Origin of the sequence: Enterococcus sp. AZ084, from assembly GCF_051714905.1 — a bacterium.
Taxonomy (GTDB): domain Bacteria; phylum Bacillota; class Bacilli; order Lactobacillales; family Enterococcaceae; genus Enterococcus_B; species Enterococcus_B pernyi.
Map to the genome: position 1 here is coordinate 1,103,885 of NZ_JBIOSS010000001.1, position 15,778 is coordinate 1,119,662.

Consider the following 15,778-nt stretch of genomic DNA (forward strand, 5'->3'; position numbering starts at 1 on the left):
GACAGAGGTCGGCACAGAAGTATTTAGGCTCGAGAAATAAGACGACAGCTACGTAAATTGTTCTTCAAATTTTTGTGGCTGCCGTCTTATTTCCGGAGAGGTTGCTTCTGTTCCCGCTGTATATTCGCTTTTTGAATATGCGTGAAGACTAATATCCTACACACTTTTTATTGAAATAGTATATCGAAACACTTTAATTGACTTTGACCAATTTTGACGTATAATAGGGTTTGTTCATAACTTACAAAAAGTAAGTGTAGTTGTTTTTTTGAGTTTATACTAAAAAAACTGTTATGGACGATGAGCTGAAATCATTCAGTGCATAAGACTATTTAGGAGGTTTGTTAATTATGGCAAAAGAACATTTTGATAGAAGTAAACCACACGTAAACATCGGAACCATTGGGCACGTTGACCATGGGAAGACCACATTGACTGCTGCAATCACGACAGTATTAGGGAAAAAAGGCTTAGCAAATCCTCAAGATTATGCAAGCATTGATGCAGCTCCAGAAGAACGTGAACGTGGGATCACCATCAACACAGCACACGTAGAATATGAAACTGATAAACGTCACTATGCACATATCGATGCACCAGGACATGCGGATTATGTGAAGAACATGATTACAGGTGCCGCTCAAATGGATGGTGCGATCTTAGTTGTTTCTGCGACAGATGGACCAATGCCTCAAACTCGCGAGCATATCCTTTTATCACGTCAAGTTGGTGTAAAATATTTGATTGTATTTTTGAATAAAGTTGATTTGGTCGATGATGAAGAATTGATCGATCTTGTAGAAATGGAAGTTCGTGAATTACTGAATGAATATGGTTTCCCAGGTGATGACACACCTGTCATCAAAGGCTCTGCATTGAAAGCATTGCAAGGTGACCCAGAAGCAGAAGCTGCGATCAATGAATTGATGGAAACAGTGGATGACTATATCCCAACACCAGAACGTGATACCGACAAACCATTGCTTTTACCAGTTGAAGATGTTTTCTCAATCACTGGTCGCGGAACGGTAGCATCTGGTCGGATCGACCGTGGAGCTGTTCGTGTCGGTGATGAAATCGAGATCATCGGAATCAAACCTGAAACGAAAAAAGCGGTTGTGACAGGGGTAGAGATGTTCCGTAAAACGTTAGATTATGGTGAAGCTGGAGATAACGTAGGAATCTTGTTACGTGGTATCCAAAGAGAAGATATTGAACGTGGACAAGTAATTGCGAAACCTGGTTCAATCACACCGCATACAAAATTCAAAGCGGAAGTCTATGTATTGACGAAAGAAGAAGGCGGACGTCATACACCATTCTTCAATAACTACCGCCCACAATTTTATTTCCGCACAACAGATGTAACAGGTACGATCGTGTTGCCAGAAGGAACAGAAATGGTCATGCCTGGAGACAACGTAACCATCGAGGTAGAGTTGATCCATCCAGTGGCAATCGAACAAGGAACGACTTTCTCTATTCGTGAAGGTGGTCGAACTGTCGGTTCAGGAATGGTAACAGAAATCGAAGCGTAAGTATTTTTATAGAAAAATATAAAACCTTTGGACAAGGTATTTACTTGAATATCTTGTCCAATAGTTCTAATAGAAGTGTTAATCACCGATAAAAAAGCGAGCAAACTCCAAATTTTCTTTGAATTTTTGGGTTTCTCGCTTTTTTTTGTGGGGGAATCTTCGAACAAAATGTTATGAGAATTTAGTAGGTGCAATACGACTAGTATCCTTGTTGCTTGTTTCCATCGATTTTTCTTGTTTTTACCATGTCTATAAATTTGTTATAATAAATATATCTGTGTTTCTAAAAAACTATGACAAAAAGTTATGGGGGATTCAATGATTTTAGAAAATAAATTAGGATTGACCAGTCAAGTCGAGTTGGCAAAAGCGGAAGAAAAAATCAGTAAGCAAAAAGCAAAAAAATTATATGATTCTGGAAGAATAGATGAATTAGAAATTGGAACGTTCAAAGGGTTAAGTGAAATCCATGACTATTTGTTTTCTGAAATTGATGGTTTTGCTGGGGAAATTCGCTCAGTAAATAGTGCAAAGGGAAATTTTCGGTTTGCGCCGGTCATGTATTTGGAGTATTCTCTAAAACATATTGACCAAATGCCACAGTCTACTTTTGAAGAAATCATCAAAAAATATGTAGAGATGAACATCGCTCATCCTTTTCGTGAAGGGAACGGTAGGAGTACTAGAATTTGGTTAGATCTCATTTTGAAATCGGAGATACAGAAAGTGGTTGACTGGAATCTAATTGACAAGTCTGATTATTTATCTGCAATGGAACGTAGTCCGATCAATGACTTAGAGATCAGCTATTTGATTTCTAACGCGTTGACGGATAAGATTTCCGATCGTGAACTTTATATGAAAGGGATCGATGTGAGTTATTTTTATGAAGGTTATTCTGAATATACGATTGATGATCTATAAAAGAAGGGAAAGGTTTGTGAATAAACAAAAAACGCCTGATTTTGACTAAAACAGCAAAATCAGGCGTTTTTTTATTTACGAAACCATTTTTTTAAGCCATTCAAAGGCTTTGTTTTTTGATCAACGGGCGCATTGTCAATGATCAATAACGTGATCATTACATAAGCGATCCAACTATCTCTTGAATAAAGTGTATAGCGAGATCTCCAGTTGGTGGCATATTTATCTTTGTATTCTCTTAACCCTTGAAAAGAATAGAAATGTGAGCCAAATTCATAGACTAGATAAGCAATCCGTTCTTGAATGAAACTTTTTCTTGAAGTCCCCACATTAGACAAAGGAGCCATACCCAAATTGAACCATTGGATATTTTCCTCCTTCATATATTCAAAAAGATGGATGAATAAATAGTCCATGCTACCGGAAGGTGCAGTATCTGGATCATAGCGCATCAAATCAATCGTTCCGATCTTATCATTCGTATAAGTCGGCATGATCGAAGCGAAAGCGACCAACTCACCTTGATCGTTTTTGACGACTGCAATCGGTGCTCGCTGTAAATAGTCTTCTGAGAAGAAACCTAATGAGAAGCCTTTTTCTTTGCGACTGCCTAGCCAACGATCAGAAATGGTTTTAAGCTCAGCCATTTGTTGGGAAGAAAATGGTGGTTGAAGTACCTCAAACGTGAATCCTTCTCGTTCGATGCGATTCAGTATCGCACGTGTGCCTTTCATTTTTTTCCCAGAAGTCGTGAAGTCGGCTAACGAAACATGGCCTTCTTCGCCCATTTTGATAAAATCATAGCCAAATTCATGAAGGATCATAACCAGTTCTTCGCTCGTTTCATAAAAGACTGGCAAGTAGCATAAGCGATCTGTTTCTGCGATAAAGGCTTCGATTGCTTCTGGAAAATCTTCTTTTTTGCCTGAGGGATCGCCCATCACCACACACTTATTGTTATAACTAGCAAATTGTAACAAGACGGTTGCTTCCCCGTCTTTTTCATAGGTAAACATCCGTTTATCTTTCAAAAAAATCAGTTGACTATCTGAATTACCGCCGTAAGTTTCTAAAATCGTGGTGGCGACCGCTTCATCTAACTCTTGTCCAACTTGTGCCTTTTTACCTTGGAGATAGTGGACAAATAAAATCATGATAAAGGCTACTGCTAAAATTGCTAGAAAACCAGACAACCAAATTTTTTCTGATGGAAATAGAAAAAATGAAATAAACCGATGATTACGATGTGGGAAAGTGGGCATATTATAAACACCGATCACGATATATAAAACGGTCAATGCACCTATGATCAACCCATCGATCGTCAACCATTCCCACGAGTAGATCAATTGATCTCTGAACAATTCATTACGTGAAGCGATCACGATACCTAATAGCAATAGTAAGAAAATAATGCCAGTAGTGCTTAGATCATTCAGCCCAACATAAATTAATGAAACAAGGATCAAAAAAATGGTTGGCCAGTAGACACGCTTGACTCTGGCTGCGATGCCTCGTCCCATAATAACAAACAAGAAGCCTAACAATATGCTTGGAAATTGCATAATAAAATGCATCTTTATAGGATTGATATGATGCAACCAACGAAACTCAGTAAATGCTTGCGGGATCGTTGCTGAAAGAACCAACATGATGCCAGAAAAATACATTAAGATCACCAGGATCTTCCGAGCAATCTGGGTCGCTAATTGCTTTGGAATACCAGAGTATCGTTGGTCGATCGATACACCGACATTTTTAAAGAAGAAAACTAATCCAATGAAAAATGGAATAAAGTAATAGAAGATCCGATAAAGCAAGATCCAGATCACAACGGTTTCTTTAGGGATACCTAGAGCTGATAAACCAAAGATCATCATCACATCAAAACTACCGATTTCTCCTGGGATCATTGAGATGATCCCGATAACTGAAGCAGCGATAAATAGAGGGATTGTTTGCCATAGATCGATGGGGATCTCCATCAAATAGCCGACTGCAAGAAAGGTTCCTAAGACACCCGTCCATTCCAATAAGGAAACGAGTAACAATTGCCCTTGGGATTTAATTGAAAGACCACCAACATAGCCTTCTTTTTTGATCGTGGTAAAAATAAAAACGATGGGGAAATACAAACCACCGGCAATCAACCAAATCCAATACTGTTTAAGAAACGGAGCGACAGGAGTAAAGAAGACCATAAAAAACGAGACTAAACTATACAGAGATAAACCCGCCATCAAAAATAAAAATACTTTAGATAAAGCTTGCATGACTTGTTTGCTATCTTTTCTTTGACCGTAGAGTTCGGATCGTAAACCGATACTGACAAAGCCACCAAATCCAGCAATGTTATTAATAGTATTGATCATCCAACTTGTTTCAAATAAATATAATGGCTTTTGCTTTTGATTTAGTAACTTGTTGAAAATCAAATCATATCCAATCATGGGTAGAATAGAAATCAACCCAATCAAAAACATGACACCAATTTTCCAGAGTGGGATCGTGGAAAATGTTTGAGCTAGTTGGTCCGCAGATAACAAAGTACTGATTGTCATCAATTCACGAATAATAATTACTAATACGGAAATCAAAAAAATCGTTTTGATAAGTCTCAAGTGGCTTTTGAACCACTGAATGATTGGCTTGAACAAAAAATCACCTACTATTTTCAAATTTATTTTGTCAAGAAATCTAAAACTTCTTGATTGAAGCGTTCTGGGTTTTGGCGAGCTAATTGGTGTCCTTGTCCTGTGACGAGAACAAATGAAGCATTAGGGATCGTTTTCGCTAAATAAAGCGAATGTTTCAGTTTGATGACATCTTTTTTACCGACGATGATCAGTGTTGGACAATTGATTTTTTCTAAATGTTCTGTCGTGAGGCCAATATCATGAAGCAATAAATCGATGACCAATAAATGCTGACGTAAATGTGGCTGGAACAGTGCGCGCAACCAAACAAAGAAATAGTGAAAAGCACTGAGTAGTCGTGAGGACCAGAGAACCCCATTCAATCGTGTATTACCCGAATTTAAAATCAAGCGATTGACCCTATCTGGATAATTGCTTGAAAAAACTAAGGCAAGATTGGCTCCATCACTAAATCCCAAGATATTCGCTTGTGAGATTTGTTCCAGCAGCATGACTGTCAATAAATCATCTGCCATCAAACGAAAATTCAATGTTCCTGCTTGATTTGTCGATTGTCCATGCCCGCGACTATCGATGAGATAGATCGTAAAGTATTGTTCTAAAACGGGCACTTGTTCTGAAAAGAAATCACCGCTCCCGTCATTTCCATGAAGTAGCAAGAGGGGAAATCCATGTCCACTTTTTTCATAATAGATGTCAGTACCATCTGCCATTTTTGCAAATTTCTTTTCTCTTTTCACATTTATCACCTACTATTTTGAATTATAACGCTCTTTATCTATTTTAGAAATCGAAACTCTATAAAACGAACGATCATTTTCGTAAGATGAAAGGGAAAATGAAACATTCATTTTTTATTAAATTAAATAAGAAAAAACAGAGAAAAAATAGCCAAGAATGAAAAGAAATAGTAAGATAAAAAAAGATGTCAAATAGCTAGGTGGGTTTGGATGAAGAAAAAAAGAAAATCAATCTTCCGTATGATCGTAAGTCTATTTGTCTTCACGATTCTGGCAACGATTCTTTTTCTATTCGGTAGAACATATCAATCGATCAAGCGTGTAGAAAATTATCAGCCAGAGATTTCGTCAGCATTAGAAAAGTATCAAATGCAAGAACATGAGAATCTAGTGAAGGCAATCATACTTACTGAATCAAGAGGAAATGGTGTCGATTTGATGCAAAGTTCGGAAAGTGCCTATGGACAGATGGGGGCGATCACGACACAAGAAGGAAGTATTGACCAAGGAGTCAAATACCTCTCAGAGATGATAGCTGAGGCGAAAGCATTAGGTTGCGATCTGGCGACAGCGATCCAAGCGTACAATTTTGGCAAAGACTATATTGCTTACGTCAACGAAAGAGGCGGGAAGAACACGGTCCGTTTAGCCGAAGAGTATTCTAGGGATGTGTTGAGTCCGCTTTTAGGCAATGACAACAAAAAAACCTATCGCTATTGGCGAATCCAGTCATTATTGTATAATGGTGGGTATTTATACCATAATGGTGGTAATATGTTTTATGCAGATGTAGTGAAGATGAACCAACAGTTTCTTGAATGGTATGAAAATATTTTTTAAGCCTGTTGGATCGAACCAACTGCAAATCAAAGCAAGACGGATAATGAATACAATGAATGGAAAGAAGGAGTGCTTGGACGAGTGGAAGAAAATCAAAAAGTAATGGAGAAAAGAGAGAATATAACGAAAGATTGGGGATTAAGATTTTTCAAAGGAATGTTTATCGGCTCAGGATTTATCTTGCCGGGAGTGAGCGGAGGAGCTTTAGCAGCAGTATTCGGAATGTATGAGCGGCTGATTTCTTTCTTAGCACATATCACTAGAAACTTTAAAGAAAACGTCTTATTCTTTTTACCAGTCGGCTTAGGTGGTGTCACTGGCGTATTCTTGCTGTCTTTTTTAGTCAGTTTTTTACTAGGGGCCTATGAAACAACGATTTTATGGTTCTTTGTGGGATGTATTGCTGGAACGGTGCCCGCTTTATGGAAAGAGTCAGGAAAAAAAGGCCGAAACAATACAGATCTCATTATTATGGTTGTGACATTTATTTTAGGTTATCTTTTCTTGTTATATGGTGCCCGTTTATTTGATGGGCAAGTAGAACAAAATGTCTATACCTGGATGATGGCAGGCGGTTTGATTGGTCTCGGAATGATCGTTCCTGGATTAAGTCCGTCGAATTTTTTAGTTTACATGGGACTGTATAAAGCGATGGCTGATGGATTTAAAGAAGTGCGTTTAGAAGTGATCATTCCTATTGCAATCGGCGGAATCGTGTGTGTACTAGGTCTTTCCAAAGTAATGGATTTTATTTTCTCAAAAGCTTATAGCAAATTATTCCATTTTATTCTAGGCATTGTTTTTGCATCCACGATCATGATCATTCCTACAAATTATAGTGGACTTGGCATTTTAGGTATCTTGGCATGTCCAGTGTTATTCATTGCTGGTGCTGCACTAGGCTGGTGGATGAGCCGTTTAGAAGAGCAGTATAAGTAGAAGAAGCACAAGAAGAAAAGTCACGTGATCGTTGTATTCAATCAGCCAAGTTCTTGATAGATGGTTCGAAGAAACGATTCTCTTCTGTGATTTTTCTAGGTGAAGTATATGGTGAGATAGAAAAATAGAAAACAGATCCGCTGTTTTTTGATTTTTCTATCTTTTTTTAAAATAAAAAAAACGAGTTGTTTTTAATCGTAGAAACAGCTAGACTAATTGAAGTGATTATTTTTGAAAGTTGGCGTGATATGGAAATGAAAGAATTAAAGGGACTTACAGAAAATGAAGTGAGACAAAGACGTGCCTCTGGTCAACAGAATGATTACCAAGAGGATGCTACAAAAAGTACGAAACAAATTTTCAGCGATAATATTTTAACATTATTCAATTTTTTGAACTTAGGAATAGGACTCTGCTTATTACTAGTTGGTGCTTATTCAAATATGGCTTACTTAGCAATTATTTTTGTAAATATCACCATGGGGATCTATCAGGAAATCCATGCGCGTAATCTTGTGCGCCGATTATCAATCGTCTCCCAGGCGGAAGTAACCGTCATTCGTGATGGGAAAGAACAGATGATCGCAACGAAAGAACTAGTTTTAGGCGATCTTGTCAAAATCGGTGCGGGTGAACAGATTCCTTCAGACTTGCAAGTGATCAGTGGTCGGGCAGAGGCAAATGAAGCTTTACTGACCGGTGAATCTGATTTGATCGTCAAAGAGTCAGGAGCAGAATTGCTTTCTGGTAGTTACCTGACTAGTGGCTCTGTCTTTGCTACAGTTATCCGTGTTGGGGCAGATAATTATGCTGTCCGCTTGACCAACGAAGCAAAAACACACAAGGAAATTCATTCGGAACTTGTGGAATCGATCCGCAAAGTATCTAAGTTTACAAGTTTTGTGATCATTCCTTTAGGGATCATCTTATTCTTGGAAGCTTTGTTCATTCGAAATGCGTCGATCCAACTATCAGTCGTTGCTTCTGCGGCGGCCTTACTGGGAATGTTGCCAAAAGGATTAGTGTTATTGATCAGTATTGCTTTGACGACTGGTGTAACTAAACTAGCGAAGAAACGAATCTTAGTCCAAGATATGTATTCTATCGAAACACTGGCACATGTAGATACATTATGTCTTGATAAAACAGGGACGATCACCGAAGGAAAAATGAGCATCCAACGAGTCGAACCCTTAAATAAAACCTATGAAAAAATGATTCCAACCATTATGGGGACATATTTAGCTGAAAGTAGCGATAACAATGTCACGATGCGTGCGTTGAGAGAGTATTTCGAGATTTCTAATCGTTACGATGTCGGAGAAAAATTAGCCTTTTCATCTGACCGCAAATGGGGCGCAATGGAATTTCCTGAACTAGGTGTAGTCTATGTCGGGGCTCCGGAACGGTTAGTGGCAGACGATCAGTTGCCGGAAAGTTTAGTGGAAGCCCAGGCCAACGGGTTTCGTGTATTGATGTTAGGTCTTGCTCCCAATCAAACGTTGTCTTCAGGCGATCCTCAAGGGGTTGAACCGATTGCTTTGTTTGAAATCGATGATCCTATCCGTAAAAACGCGCAAGAAACCTTAGCTTATCTACACGAAGAAGGGGTAGACTTGAAAGTGATTTCTGGAGACAATCCTTTTACGGTGTCCAATATTGCGCGACGTGCTGGTTTGCCCAACTATCAATCGTATGTTGATCTATCTGATTTGATAGAAGAAGCAGAAGTCAGAAAAGCGGCGCATCAATATACAGTTTTTGGGCGAGTGAGTCCGCAACAAAAGAAACTCTTAGTCAACGAACTGAAAGCAAGTGGACGAACAGTTGCAATGACTGGAGATGGCGTAAACGATGTATTGGCTTTACGTGAAGCCGATTGTAGTATTGCGATGGCAGAAGGAGACGGAGCGACACGACAAATTGCTAATCTTGTCTTGTTAGATTCTGATTTTACGACATTGCCCGAGGTATTGTTTGAGGGACGCCGAGTCGTGAATAACGTAACGAAAGTTTCAGGTATTTTCTTTATTAAGACAATCTATTCATTTATCCTATCGATTTTATGTGCAGTGACGGCTATCGGATTCCCATTTATCCCGATCCAGATCACGTTGATCGATCTTGCTATTGAAGGGTACCCATCTTTCTTCTTATCATTTGAGAATGATAAACGAAAAGTCGATTATCGCTATCTGCCTACTGCGCTAGTCAATGCATTACCTAATGCATTGCTTGTTGCTTTCAATACTGTGGCGATCTACCTGATCGGTCACAACCAAGGTTGGACATCTGGTGAAACAACGACATTGATGTATTATTTATTGATTGGGATCAGCTGTCTGGCAGTGATCAAAGCCTGCTTGCCATTCAATCCATTACGGATTTTCTTAGCAGTTACCACAGTGGTCGGTATTTATGTTGCTGCGATGCTTTTCCATCATATATTAGAAGTCAATCTTGGGTTAGGAAATACTTGGCCATATTTTGTGGGCTTTATGATTTTGAATGTATTATTACGTTTAGGATATTGGAAATTAGGCATACAAAACAAATTATTGAATAAAGTAAATGCAAATAAAACTCCTCATACTCAAGTGGAAGAAAATGTCATATAATCCAGTATCTATCACTTGAAAAAGTATAGGAATATGGTACAATGAAACATGTATAATTGTGTCCTTTAAAATCGCACTGATTTTCGTTAGTGCGATTTTTTACCGGTTATTCTCCTGAAATGTCTTGTCGATGAGTATGAGATATCAACTAATGCAGGGGGTGAGAATATGGCTCAAAGGATCCCTCAAGAGACCATTGAGACGATTCGTAATCAAACGAATATCGTTGAGGTGATTGGGCAATACGTCCAGTTGAAAAAATCTGGGAAGAATTATTTAGGTCTCTGCCCTTTCCATGAAGAACGTACTCCTTCATTTTCGGTTGCGGAAGATAAGCAGATTTTCCATTGCTTTGGTTGTGGAAAAGGTGGGAATGTCTTTACGTTTCTTCAAGAATTGGAAGGTCTGTCTTTTCCAGAAGCAGTGGTCAAGGTCGCTGATTTAGAACAGATCCAACTCGAAGATCAGTGGCGACAACAAACGCTGACTACTCAAACCGGAGATTCAGCTACTGGTAAATTGATCGCGGCTCATGAAAAAGCAGTAGAAGTTTATCATCACATGTTGTTGCACACAAAAGTAGGTGAGCCAGCGTTAAATTATTTACTCGAACGTGGTCTGACCACCGAGTTGATCGAAGAATTCAAGATCGGTTTTGCGCCAAATGAACGCTCATTTTTACAACAAGTGTTCCAAAATGAAGACTATTCTGAGGAAGTATTCAAGCAGTCCGGCTTGTTTGTGACACATGATGATGGACGGATGTCGGATCGTTTTTATCAACGGATCATGTTTCCTCTTCGTAATGGTCAAGGTCGGACGATCGGGTTTTCTGGTCGTTACTTGGCTGGTGAACACGATACAAAAGATCAACCAAAATATTTGAACAGTCCTGAAACGGATCTGTTCAACAAAAGACAAGTCTTATTCAACTTAGACAAAGCACGTAGTGAGATCCGCAAGTCGGGTGAAATCTTACTATTCGAAGGATTTATGGATGTTATCGCTGCATGGCAAGCGGGTGTCAAGACTGGTTTAGCCTCCATGGGAACAAGTCTGACGACTCAACAGATCCAGCAGATGGAAAAACTGACAAAAGAATTAGTGTTTTGTTATGATGGTGACCGTGCGGGTGTAGAAGCTACGAACCGAGGCATCGAACTACTGCGTCAAAATAGCCGAATGCAATTATCTGTCGTAGCGATCCCAGAAAAACTCGATCCAGATGAGTACTTGAGAAAGTATGGGGAAGAGGCTTTTCAAGAATTAGTTTTACACGGACGAGAAACCATTTTTGCTTTTAAATCGCGTTATTTGAAGCAAGAAAAAAATCTGGAAAATGAAAAAGATAAAATTGAATATCTTGAAGCGGTACTAAGTGAATTGAGTAAAGTTGTTTCGCCAATCGAACAAGACATGTATCTAACGCAGTTATCAGCAGAATTTCAGCTGAGTCGAGAAACGATGCAAAAACAAATACGTGATCTGCGCCGAAAGAATCAACCAACCAAGCAAGAACAAGCTCAACCAACGACAGAGCAGGTGTCCGTAAAATCTGGAACGATCAGACAAAAACGCCCACTATCTCAGGTTGAAAAAGCAGAACAAATGCTATTGTATCGAGCGTTCAAAGAACTTGCGGTGCGTAATCTACTCAAGGAACAAGGCGTTCAATTTATTCATGATACTTATGCAGAAATCTATTTTTTATTTGATGCGTTTGTATCTCAAAATGGAGAATTCAAACTTGCGGAGTTTTTAGACTTCTTGCAAGATGAAAATTTAAGGCGGATAGTGGTCGAGATCGAATACATGCGAATGGCTGAAGAAAGTACGCCACGTGAGATCCAAGACTTACTGAGAGTGATCAGTAAATCGGGCTTAGCTGAAGAAATCATAACAAAAAAACAGATGCAGCAAGAAGCACGACGTACTGGGAACAAACAGTTAGAATTGGAATTGACGATTGAGATCATCAATTTAACGAAACAGTTAAAACAAGCCGAATAGCTACTTAAAGGGGGCCTTCTTTTATGGCAAATGGAACAGATGTTAAAAAATATGAAGCAGCAGTGGCAGCGTTCATTAAAGAAAATAAACCAAAAGGGCAAGTGATTTATGATGATCTATCAAATAAACTTGCGACACCATTCACTTTAAATGCAGATGAAATGGATAAGTTGATCCAAAAAGTAGAGGACGCAGGTATCAGCGTCGTTGACGAAAATGGTGAACCATCAATCCATAGTCTGAAAAGTGCTGAGAAAAAAGCAGAACAAGCGAAAACAGAAGATCTTTCTGCACCGACAGGCGTCAAAATCAATGATCCTGTTCGGATGTACCTCAAAGAAATTGGCCGCGTCTCCCTTTTAACTGCAGAAGAAGAAGTAGCATTAGCATTGAAGATCGAAGAAGGTGACCAGGAAGCGAAACAACGCTTAGCTGAAGCTAACCTTCGTTTAGTTGTAAGTATTGCCAAAAGATATGTGGGTCGTGGGATGCAATTTTTAGATTTGATCCAAGAAGGAAATATGGGATTGATGAAAGCTGTTGAAAAATTTGACTACCGTAAAGGGTTCAAATTTTCTACCTACGCAACTTGGTGGATCCGTCAAGCGATCACACGTGCGATTGCTGACCAAGCCCGCACGATTCGTATTCCAGTGCATATGGTGGAAACCATTAATAAATTGATCCGTATCCAACGTCAATTACTACAAGACTTAGGAAGAGAACCAACGCCTGAAGAAATCGGTGCTGAAATGGATCTTCCTACAGAAAAAGTACGCGAAATCTTAAAAATAGCTCAAGAACCTGTCTCATTAGAAACACCAATCGGTGAAGAAGATGATTCACATTTAGGTGATTTTATCGAGGACCAAGAAGCAACTAGTCCTGCGGAACATGCAGCGTATGAACTATTGAAAGAACAATTAGAAGATGTCTTAGATACTTTGACAGATCGTGAAGAAAACGTCTTACGTTTGCGTTTTGGCTTAGATGATGGCCGTACACGTACGTTGGAAGAAGTAGGTAAAGTCTTCGGCGTGACTCGTGAACGTATTCGACAAATCGAAGCAAAAGCATTAAGAAAACTTCGCCACCCATCACGCTCAAAACAATTGAAAGATTTCTTAGAATAATCAAGAAATAATAAAAAAACAGATCATTTTTCTTGAATGATAGAAAACCCTCAAAGTAGGAGCTCTCTCCAGCTATTGAGGGTTTGTTTTTTTATCAAACAAGTCAACTGGCTTTCGACAAAGGGTCGTTTAAACAAAGTAGTTCGTTACGGTCGTTATTTATTTTTCGCTGAAAGACTTATTTGTTTTTTTATAAAATCCTTAGGATATCCTATTGGCGTGTGGATTAGATTATGGTAGATTTAATGGTAGCGAAAACCTAGTAAAGGAGCCGATCGCTAAGTGATAAAAAAATGTCCAAAATGTGGATCAGAAAAAATCAAAGATCAATCAAAATGTCCAGAATGTGACTTTGAACCACAACAAGATGAACTGACACAATTACCCCAAACAGATGGAAATCAATCGTTAGACGAAACAGCTGAGGAAGTTTATCCAGACAGTATCGTGAATGATCCAATCGAGTGGTCAGAACTAAAAGATCTACCGTTGGAGTCTGTCATGGAGTTGTTTGACTCAAGTGACACGAGCACTGAGTCAAAGGATGATCAAGTAGATAAAAAAGAAAATACCAATCTTGGCAAAGAAAAAACAGAGATAGATCGCTCTGCTACCTCTGAGCAAAGAGAAAAAGCGCAGCAGAAAAAACGAGTAGCTGAATTAAAAGAAGCAGTAAACAATGAAGAAGAAAATTCCATTCTAGCTGCTTATATCAAGGCGCATCGCGAAGATACGACTGAAGAACACGCAAAAGAGCTGCTTCGAATGATCGAAACGGCGGCAGCAACGGGTGAGGATTCAGTCGACATTCGCTTGTCGGAAAATACAACGGAGCAAGTTTCTCCTGAAAAATCTCAAGAGGATGCAATAAAAGAGCCAACAGTGGAAGAACCAACAGAAGAAACAATCATTGAAGATACTGTGGTCGAAGATTCTTCAACAAGTACAGAAGAACAAGTAGACGTAACTACAAATACAGAAGAAACCGCCCCAGTTTCAACGGAAGAACCTGTAGAGCCGACTGAATCGATCGAAGAGGAGAGTTCTAAGGTTGAGAGTACGAAAGCTGATTCAACAGATGCACCGCAACCAAAAGAAGCTCCTGAAACAACTGAACTGGTGGAAACACAGCCGGAACAGACAAAGGTTGAGGAACAAGAAACAAGCAATGCGTCCATCAAAAAAGAAGAATTGCCAAATGATCGAGGATCAAAGAAATCCAAAAAAAGATTATACCTGACGAGTGCGGCAGTGCTTTTACTTGGTGCAGGTGGTTGGATGTATTATGATCATCAGCAAAAAGTCCAAGCAGAAATCGCTGCTGAAACCCAACGTAAACAAGATAAAATGGCTGATTTACAATCAGATTTAGCTGCGTTTTATTTAGATGATGATGAACAGTTCATTCGTACAAGTATGATCAATCAAGACTTATCAAAATTAAGGGCATCATTGAATGAGGTCAAAGATGAAAAAGGTTATGGAGATCTGGAAAAAACCTTTGAAGATATCCAATCAAAGATCAAACAGATCCAAACGGTCAATGAATGGTTTGTTACACCAGTTATCGCAGATGATCAACTGATCGCAGAACCCAAATTGAAAGCTGACCAAGCAATCCAAAGTTTTGAAACAGAAGATACAGCATTTGGTCAATTGATCGACAAAGCGACAGATGAAGCAACCAAACAGTATCAACAACTTCAAACAGCAAAAGAAAAAACTGCTGTAATCTATGCAGATGGTCAAGTAAAAGATTCAGCGACAAAAGAGCAGTACGACACAGCAAAAGCAGAAGTGGCGAAAGTAAAAAATACAGAATTAGTCAAAGCACTTGTGACCGAATTGGACAAAGTTGATGAAGCTTTGACGAAAAAAGAAGAAGCGAAGAAAGCCGAAGAAGCAAAGAAAGCTGAAGAAGCGAAGAAAGCCGAAGAAGCGAAACAAGCGCAGGCGCAGGCTGAAGCACAAGCACAAGCACAAGCTGAGGCAGCTGCTCAACAAACTGAGTCGACACAAACAACGCCAGCGACTAACTCCGCAAACCGTCCAATCATGGAAACAAGAGCCAGTGATGTCGCAGATGCTTCAAATCCTGCTTGGAATTGGGCACCAGGAGTTAAAGAAAGTGTGATTGCAACAAGTATTGCACGAGGATACATCGTAGAGGGCGGCTATCGATTAGAGAAAGCTCGCATCGAAAACGGTGAAGGATACTACAACCTTTATGCGACATCTACTAAATCATCTTTGATGAACGGTATCGGTGAAAGTGCGCTACCATTTTATATTGTCACAATCAATTGTAAAACTGGTTGGTTTGGTGGGAATGGTAGTAACTAGATCAGTGGTAGTTAGCTAGAGTATAGTTCTATCAGC

General features: G+C 39.2%; 10 protein-coding genes. 8 read left to right on the forward strand and 2 right to left on the reverse strand.

All coding sequences use genetic code 11. The features are described from left to right. Positions 1 to 350 precede the first annotated feature (350 nt). Positions 351 to 1,538, forward strand: a complete 1,188-nt coding sequence (gene tuf / locus IGI79_RS05225; protein ID WP_019723509.1) for an elongation factor Tu — start codon at positions 351 to 353, stop codon at positions 1,536 to 1,538. A gap of 318 nt (positions 1,539 to 1,856) precedes the next feature. After that, positions 1,857 to 2,462, forward strand: coding sequence for a protein adenylyltransferase Fic (fic, locus tag IGI79_RS05230; protein ID WP_019723508.1), 606 nt, complete (start codon positions 1,857 to 1,859; stop codon positions 2,460 to 2,462). A 71-nt stretch (positions 2,463 to 2,533) separates the two neighbouring features. Here the strand turns inward: fic and mprF are convergent, their stop codons facing one another. Together mprF and IGI79_RS05240 are read right to left on the reverse strand one after the other, a co-directional pair. Further along, positions 2,534 to 5,119, reverse strand: a complete 2,586-nt coding sequence (gene mprF, locus IGI79_RS05235; protein WP_019723507.1) for a bifunctional lysylphosphatidylglycerol flippase/synthetase MprF — start codon at positions 5,117 to 5,119, stop codon at positions 2,534 to 2,536. Between the two features lie 23 nt (positions 5,120 to 5,142). Continuing rightward, positions 5,143 to 5,859: an alpha/beta fold hydrolase gene (locus tag IGI79_RS05240; protein WP_010735792.1), complete on the reverse strand. Its 717-nt coding sequence runs from the start codon at positions 5,857 to 5,859 to the stop codon at positions 5,143 to 5,145. A 210-nt stretch (positions 5,860 to 6,069) separates the two neighbouring features. Here IGI79_RS05240 and IGI79_RS05245 point away from each other — a divergent pair, with 210 nt between their 5' ends. The 6 genes from IGI79_RS05245 to IGI79_RS05270 all read left to right on the forward strand — a co-directional run bounded on the left by IGI79_RS05245 (position 6,070) and on the right by IGI79_RS05270 (position 15,742). Further along, positions 6,070 to 6,699 carry a lysozyme family protein gene (locus tag IGI79_RS05245; protein WP_065096593.1) on the forward strand — a complete coding sequence of 210 codons (630 nt, stop codon included), beginning with the start codon at positions 6,070 to 6,072 and terminating at the stop codon, positions 6,697 to 6,699. A gap of 102 nt (positions 6,700 to 6,801) precedes the next feature. Then, on the forward strand, positions 6,802 to 7,638 hold the full coding sequence (locus IGI79_RS05250) for a DUF368 domain-containing protein (RefSeq protein ID WP_039730321.1): 837 nt from the start codon (positions 6,802 to 6,804) through the stop codon (positions 7,636 to 7,638). Positions 7,639 to 7,886: 248 nt separating this feature from the next. Continuing rightward, positions 7,887 to 10,256, forward strand: a complete 2,370-nt coding sequence (locus IGI79_RS05255; RefSeq protein WP_192807061.1) for a cation-translocating P-type ATPase — start codon at positions 7,887 to 7,889, stop codon at positions 10,254 to 10,256. A 168-nt stretch (positions 10,257 to 10,424) separates the two neighbouring features. After that, positions 10,425 to 12,266 (forward strand): DNA primase, encoded by a 1,842-nt coding sequence (gene dnaG, locus IGI79_RS05260; protein ID WP_019723580.1) that lies wholly within the window; start codon positions 10,425 to 10,427, stop codon positions 12,264 to 12,266. Between the two features lie 23 nt (positions 12,267 to 12,289). Next, positions 12,290 to 13,399, forward strand: coding sequence for an RNA polymerase sigma factor RpoD (gene rpoD / locus IGI79_RS05265; RefSeq protein ID WP_010735787.1), 1,110 nt, complete (start codon positions 12,290 to 12,292; stop codon positions 13,397 to 13,399). A gap of 282 nt (positions 13,400 to 13,681) precedes the next feature. After that, the gene (locus IGI79_RS05270; protein WP_019723579.1) at positions 13,682 to 15,742 is read left to right on the forward strand and encodes a cell division site-positioning protein MapZ family protein; all 2,061 of its coding nucleotides are present in this window, start codon (positions 13,682 to 13,684) and stop codon (positions 15,740 to 15,742) included. Positions 15,743 to 15,778: the final 36 nt, after the last annotated feature.